Below are 15089 nucleotides of genomic sequence, written 5' to 3' on the forward strand. Positions count from 1 at the left end.
CACTCCCTATGAATTGCTTGCTCTCGATTTACGGTATTGACTTGGAGGCAATCCTACGTGTTTTTTAAATATCCGATTAAAGTAACTGTGTCTGTAACCTACTTGTTCAGAAATTTCATTAATTTTCATGTTTGTCTGTAATAACAGTTCTTTTGCTTTATCCATTCTTACTTTTGTTAAATAATCAATAAAATTAGTTCCGTGAATCTTTTTAAAAGCCTTACTTAATGTATATGGAGTAATGCCAGCATATTCTGCACAGCTTTCCAAAGATATATCTTCCATATAATTCTCTTCAATATACAGGACTACCTGATCTATAATCAGTTTCATTTCCATATTGGTATGATCTTCAAGATAAGTGATATATGGCTCAATCACCTGCTCCATTAACCATCTAATAACCCACTCAATTTCTCTCAGCTGTGATAATTCTTCATACATATTCCGCCCTTTGTACAATAAGACCGGATCCACTCCAGATAATAAAATTTCATGCTGAATTGTACTGTATAATTGCATCATACCTGATTGGACACTAACCTCTTTTTTGCTGTTATCCAGTAATTCATCAAAAAACTGACGGATCAGCTCCTCCGCTTCCTTAATCCTTCCTCTTCTAATACATTGAATAATCTCTTTTTCTGTTTCAAACGGGTAGTAGAGTGTTTGTCCATTCATTTCTTTCTCCACTTCATTCAGCATAAGAATCTGATTCTGATTATTAAAATCTCTCAACCTTCTCGCCTTTCCTATTTCATCAAACAAAAAGGATATATCCTTAATTTTCGACTTTTGAGAGCTGATCGTAATCGTTACATATCTTGATAAGACACGGTTTATTGCTGTTGTTATATCATTTGCAAGCTGATTTAAATGATTAGACAGATTAGAAAAATCGTTAGGAACGATTAAGAAAATGCTTGCTGTCATATCATATTGATTAAGGACAGTATACTGATCCATATACTCTCTTGTGATGTCATCCGCAATATTTGCCATGGCAAATGCAATTAAACTGTCATCCTCATACGTGCGCTTTGAGCTGTTGATAAGCCCTGTCAGTTGGATATCTATTAATATGAAAGAATGGTCATCAACATTCCAACGGTAATTTTCCATTCTTCTTTTTAAAGCATTTTCATCGAAATCATATAAGTATCCCTTTGTTAACTGTATTAAGAAATTATGTCTCAACTGGGGAATTTGACGAGTGATTCGTTTCTCTAATTGTTCACTCACAGATGTCAATGTATCCAGCCTGTCACGTATCTGTTTAAATTCATCTTTCGTCCCTTTGTTTGCTGAATTGCTAGCTGGTATAAAGCTGCTGGCTAAATTCTTCACAGGCTGATATAAACGATTGGATGCAAACCATGTCAGAAAAAAGGCCAATCCCAATACAATCAGACTTGCAATCAAAATGACTTTAGAAATGGTTACAATTGGTGTTGTAATTGCTGAAATTGGTGCAGCAGACACATATGTCCACTCTGAACCAATACGGTCAAATGTACCGTAGGAAACAGAGTAAGTAGTGTTATTCCAATCTAATTGAAACGACCGGTCTGCTGGATTATTACTTGTAATATAAGAAATTAACTGCTCTGTGAAACTACCGCTTCCCGAACTTTCTGTTGAAACTAATACTTCATTATTTTCGCTCATTAATAAGGTGACACCATTACTGTATGGTGTAAGAGTTTCCAGTGAACGCACGAGACTCTTGTTATCAATTGATACAACGATCGCGCCAAAAGGGTTGCTAGTTACACCTGGTATTTGGTGTGTCAGGACAAGTTTGCTGCTGTATTCTGTATTTTCATAAAAATTATTGGTATGATTCCATGTGATGTTATTAGTCTGTTCTAACAAGGAATGGTAGGCTTCTTGTTTTGCTTGTTCATCAATATGCTGAATATATGGAGTAAATAGTACCGGGCCATTCTCTGTTTCAACATAAAGATCCACTTTATTAATAAGTGGCTGACTTCCTTCCAGTATCATCAGCTTTTGCATTATTTCTTCTGTTGTCTGGAATTCATAAACAAAATCGGTTGTAATCAGTTGATAGTTAAATGTTGGCTCAAACGCCCAATATGTAAGTGATTCTTCTAAATAACTAAATTGTTCATCAATATGTTTTGCTCGCTCATCAATCTCTTCTAAATGGACCTTTCTCAATTCATTTTCTGTTGAATGTAAACCAAATGTATAAATAGCAATTGCCGAAATGATACCTGGTATGGATGTAATAAACAGGATTAACAGAAAACTCTTTCTAAAGAAATTGCTTTGCCAGCGTAATGAAAACCAATGAACTACCTTGGAAATTTTTTGCTTAATTTTCATATTCTTCACCTCCCAAAATCTATGTTACCACAAATGTAAGCACTTTCACAATTTGCGAGGGAAAAATTGAAGAACAAAGTTTTCCTAAACCACCTCCAAACTATAATAGTACTATATATTCTTTTAACTTTTCCTTCAATCATAATTTTTTGTAAATATTTTTTTGTCATGATTTCTACTCCCATACTTTTATGCGAAACTAACACATTTTTGCAGATAAACTGTTAATGTCAACAGAACAAGGGAGACTGTGATATTCAGGCGTTTTCTATTAGTGAAATTTTGATCAGTGGGGATATGGAGACTGGTAAGCGATACTAAATCATTTTATGGTGTCAGGAAGCAATGTATTCGCCCAGAACAATCAATATGGTAAGTGACTGTTCTGAGCTTTAATTAATAAGTATGAGCTTTACATATGCAATACTTTATTCATCTTCAATTTAATAATCAGTGGGACTTCTCCACATCAAGTGTTACATTCGTAACTTCTTCTTTTTGAAAAGTGGACAGTCTAATTTTCTCACGCAGTTTTTCCAGATATAAGTCTGGGTCTACTGGTAATTCAACCATTTCCCCTAGCCATGCAGATAGATAAATAGCGTTCGATATCTCTAATCCCTTAATTCCTTCAATTCCCGGAGCAAGTAATGGAGTGCCATTTTGAATAGCATCAATCCAGTTTTGCAGTACTCCTAAATGACCTGGATAATCCCCTGTAACCGGGATTTCAATTTCCCAGCATTCCGGCCTGCCGAATCCTGTTTTGTCTACTTTATTAAATTCACGCTCTGATTCAGTTAAACGGAAGAAAGTTAGTTTATTATTTTCTACCACAATTTTCCCACGGTCACCTGTGATTTCAAACCGGTTCGTACCAGGCGCTTCACCTGTTGAAGTAATAAACACTCCTGTCGCACCATTTTCATACTCAACGTATGCCGTAACATCATCTTCCACTTCAATATCATGATATTTCCCCAAACTGGCAAATGCGCGAACTTTTTTCGGCATAAGACCAGTTGTCCATTGCCACAGGTCTAATTGATGTGGCGCCTGATTTAACAACACACCTCCACCTTCTCCGTCCCATGTTGCTCTCCATTTACTTGAATCATAATAGCTTTGCGAACGATACCAGTCTGTTATTATCCAGTTTGTTCTTCTGATTTCTCCTAGTTCACCAGAGTGAATCATTTTGCGTAATTTCTGAAATAATGGATTCGTACGCTGATTATACATCATACTAAAAACAACATCGCTCTCCATTGCCAGATCATTCATTTCTTTTACATTTTTTGCATACGTACCAGCTGGTTTCTCAAGCATGACATGAATTCCTTTGGCAAATGCAATCATTGCGGTTGTCGGATGGAAGTAATGTGGTGTAGCGATAATAATTGCATCAATGTCAGCTTCGTTTAAAAATTTGTCTTCATCCTGATATATTTCAATTTCATTAGTCAGGTTATTTTTCGCCCATTCAAGCTGCTGTTCTGATGCATCACAAACTGCTGTTAAAATTGCTCCTTTTACATCCCCTTGATTTAAATTTTTCGCATGAGAACGTCCCATATTACCAATACCGATTACACCGACTTTAACTAAACTCATCTATACTCACTTCCTAACGATTTATTTTTGCACGAAACTAACTTGCTTCGACAATTTCTTTACATTCGTTAAACTTGTTTGAAGGCAATCAAACGGATCGCGTTCACAGACATCTTGCTCTACTGCATACCATTCAATGCCATTTGCTTCGCCCCATTCGAGAATTGGTACAAAGTCAATTAGACCTTCCCCCACTTCCGCAAAAGTCTGACGCTCATCCTGTGTCATATCTTTTAAGTGAATGATTGGCATACGGTTGGGATATTGGGAGATAAATTCGACAGGGTCTTGCCCGCCTTTTTTCACCCAAAAAACATCTATCTCTGCAAGGATCTTGTTATCATGGAGAGGATTCAGCAAATAACTTAAAGCATCCTGTCCATCAATTTCGTTATCAAATTCGAATGCATGGTTATGATAACTAATTCGATAATCTGGTACTTGTTCGGCAACCTTGTTTAAAATATCTTTGACCTCACGATAGCCAGCTTCATTGCGCAATTCCTCTGAAAGAAATGGACAAATAATATCCTTTGTTCCATATAAATCTGCTTCCTTTACTACATTATCCAAATCCTCTTGCAAACGCTGTAATGAAATGTGCATCCCTGCAGCCTTTAACTGATTTTCCTGCAAAGCAAGTGCTACTTCATTTGGATCATAATCTTGTGGCAATGCGGAGATTTGCACACCTGCCCATCCCATCTCCTTCAATTTTTTGAATACCGGACGTATCCCCTCGTTTTTTAATTCCTCACGCACTGTATACAGCTGTGCAGCAAACTTGTTTTCCATTAACAACCTCTCCTTTACACAAAATAATTACTCAATAAAGAGCAACTTTATTTCTCTTCTCCTAATCCGTAATGTAATATCATACGAGATGCAATCGTTTTCAAAAAATAACCTTAATTTTACTTGAAACTAGTTACAGTATAGTTTGGTTTTGGAGAAAAATCAGTGCATGAAGTTATTTAAATTATCCTTAAAATTATCTGAGCGTGCTTTTCGTTTATCTCCTAAAAAAACCTAACTGTTCATCACAGTTATCCTCATAAGTCACATTAATGATGACTAAGCAGTTCTTAATTATTGTCCAATCTACTATGACGATAGCGCTTCGCCGTAATCCCAACTTTTTCACGAAAAAAGCGACTAAAGTGCGAAACGCTTTCAAAACCGCACTCATATGCGATATCTTTGAGTGGTTTATGTGGTTCCATTTCTAATAAATATTTCACTTGGTTCAGGCGGCATCCCATCACATATTCCATTACAGTAAAACCTGTCATTTCTTTAAACACATGCGAAACATAAGATTTACTTAAGTTGAGTGCTTCTGCAATACCATTTAATGATAACTTGTTTTTATAATTAACCTGAATATATTCTGCAATTTTCTCCGAGTGTACTAACTTATCAGTTTTACGGTCTGGAAGTTTAATAGAATCAAGCTGCCCGAGATGATGAACGCTGATTAATATCTGGATTAATAATATTTTCAGTTCTGATTCATTAACAGTATTATTCCGAATTGCTTCAATCTTCTTTTGATAAAGCCGGTGAATTACATCCTCTAAGTATTTCGATTCATTGTTTTCTTTTGTACGGATTAAGCAATGATGAAGCCTTTCAAATACTTCTAATAAATACATACTGTCTATTTCTAAAAGGACACTCTTAATCCACTGCGGAGAAAAATGAATGACACTTCGAACATATTCTTTATTTGGGTTTATATTTGGTTTGTGAAGTGTCATTCCATCCATAAGCAGCAGGTCACCTGGTATTAAATCAAAAATCTGATTATGTATTAAATAACGACAGGATCCTGCATGAAAAAAATAAATTTCATAATGGTCTGGATGCGAGTGATAATCATATTCTTCATTTTTGCTCGTTCGATATCCGACTCTCAACGGTTCGTCCAAACTCACCATTCCTTTCAAGTGATTTACTAATAGTATATCGAGATTGACAAGGAAAAGCATCGAATTATTGTAAATAATTCAACTTTTGAATCTATGTCTTCTCTTGATTATTGGATAAGTTAGCAAAAATCCAACATCTAATCTCAGTTAGAGACAATACCTATCAATCCTTATTTTCGACAATATCCATTTACTCTCAGATAATTTCAGGGAAACCCGGCTATTGTCAGACAAATATGGACAAGGAGTGTAATTGCTATGATTTAAAAGGAGCCTTATGTAAAGTCTAAAAAAACAAAAAAAGAACGATCATTGCAGAATAATGCCTGAAATGATCGTTCTTTTGGGATTATTTATTTCACCATAGTAAATACGGATTATCATCAATATACATTTGAGAGATATCCATGAATAAGAATAGATCCTGCTCCATTGGGTAGGAGAAAGTTCTGATCATTTCGCCTGTCTCAATATCACTATATAAATCAGATAAGATACCATTCTTCTCTTCATTCATTCTGATCACATTTTCAATAAAATACGGACGCCAGCTCCAATTCTTGCCTTTTACCGCCTCATCTATCTGCCATTGCCCTTCCGTTAATTCGACATTGGCTGTTTTTTGGAAACCTTCCCCATCTGTTACATACATTCGAAAACAGATTGTTTGCAGCTCTTTTGCCATCATTTCAATACGTTCATCTAGTGTTTTATTTTTCTTAGACTGTATTAATAGATCACGGAATTGATTATTTAAGGATGAGGTTAACTGATACCTTGATGTTAGATGGGATCTCTCAATAGAGATGAACTGTCCAATATCTTTCCTGAACTTCTCTTTCCATAATGTATTCTCAACAAAATGATTTTTAGCACCGCTGAAAAATTCGCCTTGATAATACCTGCCATTTTTTCTCCAGGCATAATGAAACTGGTAATTGGAATCAATCCCGTCAAACAGCAGCTCTGCCCCAACTTTTCGCGCTAAGAGTGATAAGGAATAAATAACATTCTGATAATTATCCATAAACGATTGAGTTTGTAATGATGCTAAGTTAATTTTAATGATATCCGGTTCTAACATACTAATTCTGTCTAAATTATTCGAGCCCTTTAATGCAACATTTATTGCAACTTTTACACCGAATGTTTTTAAATACTTAATAGAATTTGCCAGTGCGTTAATCTCATCAATCCGGTCCTGTTCCACAATTTCGATGACCAATTGAGAAAGATTCAGCCCTTTTTCTTCATATGATAACATTTCCTGAATAAAGTCATTCTCGCCGGTGCTAGTTAAATAATCTTGATGAACGATTAAATAAATATAGGTTTGGACATCTTCTTTGATAAACTCATCTAATGCTTGTTTATGTAAATGACGATCCATTTCCACTTTAAAATCTTCTGGAACATTATCATCCCGGAAAAAATTTCTTAAACTCTTCATTCCGTTATCTGTTTCCATATAACCTAACACCTGATAGCCAGTAACTTCATGACTGTCCGCACTGAAAATAGCCTGATAAAGTGGCTTCGCTTTTTCTAGATCTAACATAATCTCTAATGGATCCATTTATTTCACCTCACATATTAGCCCACTTATCTATTATTATATCGAAAAAGGCTATGAAAGCGAATAATTTTGACACATACAAGCATTCTACATTAAAAAGGGAGACTTTCATCAGCAGGGGTATTACCAGACGGTTGACGCTGTGATAATATTACCTATCTGCTTTAGAATAAGGGAGAGCTTCTGTTTTACGGTACTCAGTTTTATTACAGCTCTATATCTGTAAATCCACTACTCAACAAAGTCTTTAGAAAAGCCTGAATTCCACTTGAATTCAGGCCTCATCATTTTTCTATTAGAATTTCGCTTGGTATCTATCTAATTCCCATCCAGTTACAGCGATTCTATAGCTGTTCCACTCATCTTGTTTTAACGAAACATATTCATTTAATGCATATTCCCCAAGAACTTTTGTGCCAATCTCGCCATTTTTCAATGCTTCAATTGATTCACCTAATGTTGTTGGAAGGTTCTGAATGCCTCTTTCTTCACGTTCCACCTCAGACATACTGAAGATATCGTCAACTGTTTCACCAGGTACTTCCATCCCTTTTTCAATACCATCAATACCTGCAGAAGCAATTGCTGCAAAAGCGTAATACGGATTTGCTGATGGATCTGGACAGCGGATCTCCACACGTGTTCCAGCGCCGCGAGTTGCTGGAATACGAACTAATGCAGAACGGTTTGATGCAGACCATGCAATGTAACAAGGTGCTTCATATCCTGGAACAAGTCGCTTATAAGAGTTAACCAATGGATTTGTTAATGCAGCAAATGATGGAACATGTGTTAACAACCCTGCAATAAACTGGTATGCCGTTTCAGATAATTGACGTGAATCTGACTCATCAAAGAATGCATTTTTGCCTGCCTCTTCATCATATAATGACATATTTACATGCATTCCATTTCCATTCTCACCGAAAATCGGTTTAGGCATGAATGTTGCACGAAGTCCAAATTGCTGAGCAACTGTTTTTACTACCCATTTAAAAGTTGTTGCATTATCTGCTGTTGTCAACGCATCACCAAACTTGAAGTTAATTTCGTGCTGACCAACAGCTACTTCATGGTGAGAAGCTTCAATGGTAAAGCCCATTTTCTTCAATGTACGATAAATTTCCAGACGAACTCGCTCTCCTAAATCATATGGAGCTGGTTCAAAATAACCGCCTCTGTCAGCTACTTGGCTTGTTGGTTCACCTTTTTCATCCGTTTCAAATAAGAAGAACTCTAATTCAGGACCTACATTGATGGAGAATCCTTTTTCTTTAGCCTCATCTACTGTTTTTTTCAGGATATTACGCGGGTCCCCTTCAAATAAAGTCCCATCAGGATTTGTTACACTGCACAAGAATCTTGCTTCAGAATAGCCTTCTTCTTCCGTCCATGGTAATACAGCGAATGTATTTAAGTCTGGTAATAAGTACAGGTCAGATTTGTTAATAGGAGTAAAACCTGTGATAGAAGATCCGTCAAACATTGTTTCACCTTTTACTACTTCATTTAGCTGCTCAACCGTTACTGTCACTTGTTTCAAAGATCCTTCTATATCTACAAATTGTAAATGCAATAAATCGACATTTTTTTGTTTGATTTCTTCTTTAATATTTTCCAATAAAGCTTTTGTGTCCACTGTTCTTTCAGGTGCTATAGTTGCCATAAATCATTTCCCCTTTTTGTTGTGTTAATTTATTTAACATCTATTGTTATAAACAATCCTACTATTTCCTTGTGAGTTCCGTCATGACTTTTGTAAGAAAATCTGACAAAGTTTTTTGATGACTTTTTAAAAGAAAAAGAAGTGTTGAGACATAAAAAAGTTAATCTAAAAACCGAACAATAAATACACAGGTTTGTCACTTACTAATGTACTAATATAGATAGTGCTAACACACCGCTGGGGAAAATACTCGCTTTCCATGGGCACTGCTTCAGCTAACTTGTTAAAGAAACCCACTTTAACAAGTGGATCTTCAGTCTCGCTGTCCCATTGGAGTCTCGCATTTTCCCCAGCTTTTATTGCTTTTCTAGACCAATAAGTGGAACGAATATCATCCTATGAAGAGAGCATCACTCAAGGTAAGTGTAGGTATGAAAATTATTACAATGAAAGTCTCTCATCCAAAAGCATGAACCTGATATTAAGTAGAGGAGGATAAACTCTATATTCAGAAAGCAAATAATCCGAACGATTCAAATCGTCCGGATTACGTTAGGATAAACCTGCTTATGCCCACTTTTCTTCTGGCAACCACATTATTCCGCTCTGAAATATTTCTTTAATTCTTGCCATTCTTCTAAACTCAGCGTTACACCTTTGCCCATCTTATCATGTTCCGGTGACCAATCTCTTATATCATATTTTGGTTCTCTGTCATTCCAGCTTACAAGATTGATCTCCTTTTGCCAGCCTTTGCCGGATTCAGAAAGGACGGCAACATGCTCAACAATCTCAAATTTGATTCCTGCCACTTTATCACCTCAATTTTTCAGAAAAATTATGAAAAGCTTCCTATCATACTTGTCCACATTTATTTTACCTAATCAAGGAAGGAGATACAATGGAAGCTTCCTGTATTAAGAGACATGATACTTCCTAAGCAGGTCACTTAATTCGTGATTTAGATTTGTTAAACTTTCTGCTGCTTTTGCAACATTCGTGATCGCATTAACTTGTTCATCAATAGACGAAGATATTTCTTCAACAGACGCAGCAGTTTCTTCTGACACGCTTGATACACTTTCAATACTTTCACTCATCATTTCTGTCTGATTCGTTATTTGAGCCATATTATTATTTAATGAACTAGTTGCAAGGGCAATCTTCTCAATCGCTTTTTGTAAATCGGCAAATTTTCCTTCTGTCTCTAATACGTCCATGTTAAGACTTTCGGTACTTTTCATATTCGCATTAACTGCTTCTACTGTTTTGTTTGTTTCCTTCACGACAGTAGAGATCACATCCTGCACCTGATGCGCGGCTTTCTTTGACTGTTCTGCCAGCTTTCTAATCTCATCAGCAACTACTGCGAACCCTTTGCCATGTTCACCTGCTCTGGCTGCTTCTATACTTGCATTCAGTGCAAGTAAATTAGTTTCTTCTGCAATATGTTCAATTGTGTCCATTACAGTGGTAATTCGTTTTACTTTGTCACTTAATTGTTTCATATCACTTGATATTTCACTCGAAGCGTCAGCTGATTGCTTATTCGATACTTTGAGCTTGGAAACAATGGCCATTCCTTTATTGGATACTTGTTCTGTCTGTTGCATAACTGTTTCGACTCTTACAGTCTCTTCTTTCATTTGCTGAACTGTCTTCATTAATAATTCTACTCTTGAATGGACATCTTCTAAGTCGTTCGCCTGCTCCTGTGCACCGCTGGAAATTTCCATCATTGCTGTACCTACTTCCTGACTGCTTGCCGAAGTTTGTTCAGATATGGCTGACAGATCTGTTGCAGAGTCTAACAGATGTTCACTTGATTGCTGAACACTTGTCACAAGACGCTTTAATTCTCCAGACATTCTATTAAAGGAAACGGCTAATAAACCGATCTCGTCCTTTGATTCTGGAAGCTCAGTCTGGCTTATATTTCCTGAAGAAATTGTTGCAGCTGCTTCCGCGACATTCTTAAGTAAATTAAGTTTACGTCTGATTAGCAAGTAAAAGATAATGGAACTTGCTACAATAATGGCTCCAGTTATTGCAACAATGACATATTTTAAATTGTGGAGTCCTTCATAAAATTCATCTTCAAAAACGGCAATCCCAACTGTCCAATCCCATGGTTCGAAATAACGCATATAGGCTGTTTTCTGACGGTAACTGCCATCTGGCTGCTCATCATTGTATCCAGCAAAGCGGTCTTCGGGATTTGTTTCCATACCTGCTTCCACTAAATTCGCCCTGTTGCTGCGATTAAGTTCATCGGCTGGTTCGCCGCCGATTTTGGATGGGTGCAGCTGTAATACTAATGATTGGTCATATGCTAGAACATACCCTTCATTTTTATAGACAAAATTTGTCTGCATATAATCATATTCATTTTCACTATTTACCGGTCCGTTCAGAATTTCTCTTGCACGGTCTTTTGCTTGCTCTAAAGTCAGCGTCCCCTCTTCCACATCCTGGTTTAATAACTCCAGAACTGTGAATGCCCCATCTGCAATTTTTCTTAATTCACTTTGTCCAGATTCCAGTAAATGGTTCTTAGCAACATTATAACTGACTGTTCCAATTACAATACCAGTAATTAGCACAATTCCGATTATTAAGAGATTTAATTTAGCTGTAACACTGCTGCTTAATTTTATCTTTTTCATACGACACTCCCCTTTTGTATATATATCGACAAAATCCTCAAGAAGTAAAGCCTTTTCACCCAACCATTTCGTGGAAAATAATAGAAAAAAATAGCTACCCTTTCACAGGTAACTATTTATTGCTTTTTAATTTAGCTGTAACATATCCAATAAATTCTTCGGCCTTTTCTGCTGGCGGTTTTGTAACAGCACTAACTCCAATATATAAGATTGCTGATAGCAGGAGACCCCATATCCCTGATTTTAATCCGAGTGGCGTTATGGTGAAAAATTCAAGAATAATAACTGCCAGACTACCAATCGACACACTGCTGATTACCCCAGCAGCTGTTCCTTTTTTCCAAAAGAATGTACCGATAATTGCTGGCACAACAACAATCAGACCCGCTGATGAAGCTACAGACAGTACAGCAATCAAGTCAAGCTGTAACTGCGCAAATAAGAAGGCCAGAATAGCTATTATTGGAATCACAATTTTACCGACTTTAAGCTGCTTTTTATCGTCTGTCTGTTTTTTCATATTGCCATATACATCACGGGAGAAAAGGGAAGACAGTGTTAAAAGAATCGAATCGATTGTGGAAATTGCTGCAGCCATGATTCCTACCATCACAATTGCACCTAATACTGGCGGCACTAAATCAGATGATAGTAACATGGGTGTAGCCAGGTCTGCATTCTCTAAATCGGGAAATAATATAGCTGCAGAGAATCCCCACACAACAGAAACAATCGTATAAATCAGCCCAAATATAAGAAAGCCCATCAGCATATGTCGCAAACTTTTTAATGAAGCTGGCATAAATAATCGTTGGCTGACTTGCGGATTGGAAATACTAAAGAAAAACCACGGAATCGTCAAGCCAAGAAATGTCCAGAAACTGAAATACCCATTCCCCGGAACGGTTAAATCCTCAGCATGATTTGTTTCAATTCTGTCAAAGAATCCTGTTATTCCTCCTAATCCGTTAATGATCAGAATAACAACAATGGTAGCAGTAATAATCATCACTAATGCCTGTAAGGAGTCGGTCCATGCAACAGAGCGGATACCCGCAATATAAGAAAATACTAATGCTAACACTGTCGCAATAATTACACCGGTTGTATAGGAGACCGCATTATTCGTCACACCTTGCAGTAAATAGCCTATTCCTGTTAATTGGACAGCACTGTAAGGAATAAGAAAAAGGCAGCTTGATATAGCAGTGACTATTGCTACCCATTTATTTTGGTACCTGTCACCTAACATTTCTGATGGAGTGACATAGCCATATTTTTTCCCAACTAACCAGAACCTCGGCCCGAAAATTGCTACTAAAGAAACACCCATAAAATAAATAATTTCAAAACCATATGCACCAATTCCGCCATTATAAGTAAGTCCGGCTAATCCTACTAACATAAAAGCACTGTATGTTGTCGCACTGTAACTAAGTGCGGACACAAATCCGTTTAATTTTCGATCACCAAGGAAATAACCTGTCATACTGTCCTGCTTTCCGTTTCTTGACAAATATGCAATTACTAAAGCAAAAGCTACGTAAATAATGATCATACTCCATACAAGCGTTGTACTCATTCCTCATCACTCCAATCTTTCGTCAACATATAGTTTGCCGCAATGATTAAAATGGCTAAAACTGTCCATAATAAGAAACTGCCGTACCATTTGGCAACATTGCTAAGAAGTGTGTAAGGAATAAGGTAACCTAGAAGTATTATTATTAAAATGGTCAAACCCCATATTTTCTCTTTTTTATTCATTGTCCCCACCTGCCCATTTCTTTTTATCACTATCATTATACACTTTTCTATACATCTGTAAAGACACCTGATCAAATTAGAAAAAATCCCATTGGCTTATACTTGGAAAAATAAAATTCCCCGTACATCGACCAAGACTTTTTCGCAGAAATCTTTTCCAATGTACAAAAAAAAGAAGCATTTTTTCGCTTCTTTTTCCGGCTCCTATTGTTAATCTTTCTTCTTATAATAATTTGCTGCATTTTTTCTGATATAAATGTTATAAGCAATCAATCCAATTGCAATCAGGAATATGACCAATGGCGGTACATAGATAATACCACTTAAATCTAAAAACATCAGGACAACAAGAACAATAAGTAAAGGTATTCGTATTTTATTATAATACATAAGATCCCCCTCTTAAACGCTTTCAATATACTTACATCGTACCATAACCTCGCTGAATCGACTAGTCTATTGTTGGTTTTAATGAGGATTCTCTAAGTTATTTAAACGCTGGAGCTACTTTGCCAGCTAATAGTCTGATTGTTTTTTCCATTGCTTCTAATGACTGTCCGCCAAAATCCACTTGTGCATTGAAACGATGATGGCCGAATAATTCGGATTGATATTTTAGTTTCTCTATAATATGCTCAGGTGTACCAACAAAGATAGATGCTTCCTTACTAGTTAAATATTCCAAATCAGATCTTGCCGCACCCATTGCACCGCCAATACCTTCTTGTGTTATATGTTTCCAGTAATTTGCATAGTAAGGATAGAACTCTTCTTCCAGCTCTTTCTCCGTTTCCCTTATAAAGGTATGACCTGCTATCGCGATATGCGGGCTTTCCCCTTGATAACTATCTCTGTATGCTTGAATTAATCGCTGATATTTTTTTGCAGTACCCCCAATCATTACAACTGTTAAACCACAGCCATATTTGCCGGCACGAATGGCACTTTCTATCGTACCGCCTACCCCAATGGAAATTGGCAGTTTTTGCTGGTATGGTCTTGGAGCAATCTCTGCATTATCTAAAGATGGCCGGTAATTGCCTTGCCAGCTCACACTAGTAGACTGATTTAATTTGATAAACAATTGCAAATGTTCCTCAAACAATTGATCATAATTTCGCTCGTCATATCCGAACAATGGGAATGATTCAACAAATGCTCCTCGTCCAGCTGTAAACTCTGCTCTGCCTTTTGAAAGTAAGTCCAATGTGGAAAAATCTTCAAACAAACGGACTGGATCAGACGTATTTAATAAAGATGTTAAAGCAGTTAAGCGGATTCTTTTCGTTCTTTGCGCAATTGCCGATAAAACCATTTGCGGTGATGATACCGCATAATCCAACCGATGATGTTCCCCTACTCCAAATAAATCAAGTCCAGCCTTTTCCGTATATTCTGCCAGTTGGATAATTTGTTCCAATCTATCAGCAGCAGATATTTTCCCTTTTTTGATCGGATCTTCCATCATTTCTGATAAAGAATAAATACCAAATTCAAATGTACTCATAAACTTCTCC

Annotated in this window: 12 protein-coding genes; all 12 read right to left on the reverse strand. The window is 36.6% G+C overall.

Annotation, left to right across the window (positions count from 1 at the left end):
• Positions 1-6 precede the first annotated feature (6 nt).
• The 12 genes from F9U64_RS00540 to F9U64_RS00595 all read right to left on the reverse strand — a co-directional run bounded on the left by F9U64_RS00540 (position 7) and on the right by F9U64_RS00595 (position 15079).
• A complete protein-coding gene (locus F9U64_RS00540; protein WP_153400824.1) occupies positions 7-2352 on the reverse strand; it encodes an AraC family transcriptional regulator in 2346 nt (781 codons plus the stop codon).
• Positions 2353-2802: 450 nt separating this feature from the next.
• A complete protein-coding gene (locus F9U64_RS00545; RefSeq protein ID WP_153400825.1) occupies positions 2803-3966 on the reverse strand; it encodes a Gfo/Idh/MocA family protein in 1164 nt (387 codons plus the stop codon).
• A gap of 21 nt (positions 3967-3987) precedes the next feature.
• Positions 3988-4761 (reverse strand): sugar phosphate isomerase/epimerase family protein, encoded by a 774-nt coding sequence (locus F9U64_RS00550; RefSeq protein WP_153400826.1) that lies wholly within the window; start codon positions 4759-4761, stop codon positions 3988-3990.
• A gap of 290 nt (positions 4762-5051) precedes the next feature.
• Complete coding sequence (locus F9U64_RS00555) at positions 5052-5897, reverse strand: AraC family transcriptional regulator (RefSeq protein ID WP_194287237.1); 846 nt, start codon at positions 5895-5897, stop codon at positions 5052-5054.
• Between the two features lie 358 nt (positions 5898-6255).
• Entirely contained in the window at positions 6256-7473 is a 1218-nt protein-coding gene (locus F9U64_RS00560) for an EAL domain-containing protein (protein ID WP_153400828.1), read from the reverse strand.
• 295 nt (positions 7474-7768) lie between these two features.
• Positions 7769-9139 (reverse strand): type I glutamate--ammonia ligase, encoded by a 1371-nt coding sequence (gene glnA, locus F9U64_RS00565; protein ID WP_153400829.1) that lies wholly within the window; start codon positions 9137-9139, stop codon positions 7769-7771.
• A gap of 596 nt (positions 9140-9735) precedes the next feature.
• Positions 9736-9951: a YdbC family protein gene (locus F9U64_RS00570; RefSeq protein ID WP_153400830.1), complete on the reverse strand. Its 216-nt coding sequence runs from the start codon at positions 9949-9951 to the stop codon at positions 9736-9738.
• 105 nt (positions 9952-10056) lie between these two features.
• Positions 10057-11805, reverse strand: a complete 1749-nt coding sequence (locus F9U64_RS00575; RefSeq protein WP_153400831.1) for a methyl-accepting chemotaxis protein — start codon at positions 11803-11805, stop codon at positions 10057-10059.
• Positions 11806-11917: 112 nt separating this feature from the next.
• The gene (locus F9U64_RS00580) at positions 11918-13387 is read right to left on the reverse strand and encodes a sodium:solute symporter family protein (protein ID WP_153400832.1); all 1470 of its coding nucleotides are present in this window, start codon (positions 13385-13387) and stop codon (positions 11918-11920) included.
• Positions 13384-13572: a hypothetical protein gene (locus F9U64_RS00585; RefSeq protein ID WP_153400833.1), complete on the reverse strand. Its 189-nt coding sequence runs from the start codon at positions 13570-13572 to the stop codon at positions 13384-13386. The genes F9U64_RS00580 and F9U64_RS00585 overlap by 4 nt, the downstream gene beginning before the upstream one ends.
• 210 nt (positions 13573-13782) lie before the next feature.
• Complete coding sequence (locus F9U64_RS00590; protein WP_153400834.1) at positions 13783-13962, reverse strand: hypothetical protein; 180 nt, start codon at positions 13960-13962, stop codon at positions 13783-13785.
• Positions 13963-14059: 97 nt separating this feature from the next.
• The gene (locus F9U64_RS00595) at positions 14060-15079 is read right to left on the reverse strand and encodes an LLM class flavin-dependent oxidoreductase (protein WP_153400835.1); all 1020 of its coding nucleotides are present in this window, start codon (positions 15077-15079) and stop codon (positions 14060-14062) included.
• Positions 15080-15089 lie beyond the last annotated feature (10 nt).

The sequence above is a fragment of the Gracilibacillus oryzae genome (assembly GCF_009498735.1).
Taxonomy (GTDB): Bacteria; Bacillota; Bacilli; order Bacillales; family Amphibacillaceae; genus Gracilibacillus; species Gracilibacillus oryzae.

Coding starts and splice junctions, on each gene's coding strand:
- F9U64_RS00540 (WP_153400824.1), bottom strand. CDS start 2,352: ATGAAAATTAAGCAAAAAATTTCCAAGGTAGTTCATTGGTTTTCATTA.
- F9U64_RS00545 (WP_153400825.1), bottom strand. CDS start 3,966: ATGAGTTTAGTTAAAGTCGGTGTAATCGGTATTGGTAATATGGGACGT.
- F9U64_RS00550 (WP_153400826.1), bottom strand. CDS start 4,761: ATGGAAAACAAGTTTGCTGCACAGCTGTATACAGTGCGTGAGGAATTA.
- F9U64_RS00560 (WP_153400828.1), bottom strand. CDS start 7,473: ATGGATCCATTAGAGATTATGTTAGATCTAGAAAAAGCGAAGCCACTT.
- glnA (WP_153400829.1), bottom strand. CDS start 9,139: ATGGCAACTATAGCACCTGAAAGAACAGTGGACACAAAAGCTTTATTG.
- F9U64_RS00575 (WP_153400831.1), bottom strand. CDS start 11,805: ATGAAAAAGATAAAATTAAGCAGCAGTGTTACAGCTAAATTAAATCTC.
- F9U64_RS00580 (WP_153400832.1), bottom strand. CDS start 13,387: ATGAGTACAACGCTTGTATGGAGTATGATCATTATTTACGTAGCTTTT.
- F9U64_RS00585 (WP_153400833.1), bottom strand. CDS start 13,572: ATGAATAAAAAAGAGAAAATATGGGGTTTGACCATTTTAATAATAATA.
- F9U64_RS00590 (WP_153400834.1), bottom strand. CDS start 13,962: ATGTATTATAATAAAATACGAATACCTTTACTTATTGTTCTTGTTGTC.
- F9U64_RS00595 (WP_153400835.1), bottom strand. CDS start 15,079: ATGAGTACATTTGAATTTGGTATTTATTCTTTATCAGAAATGATGGAA.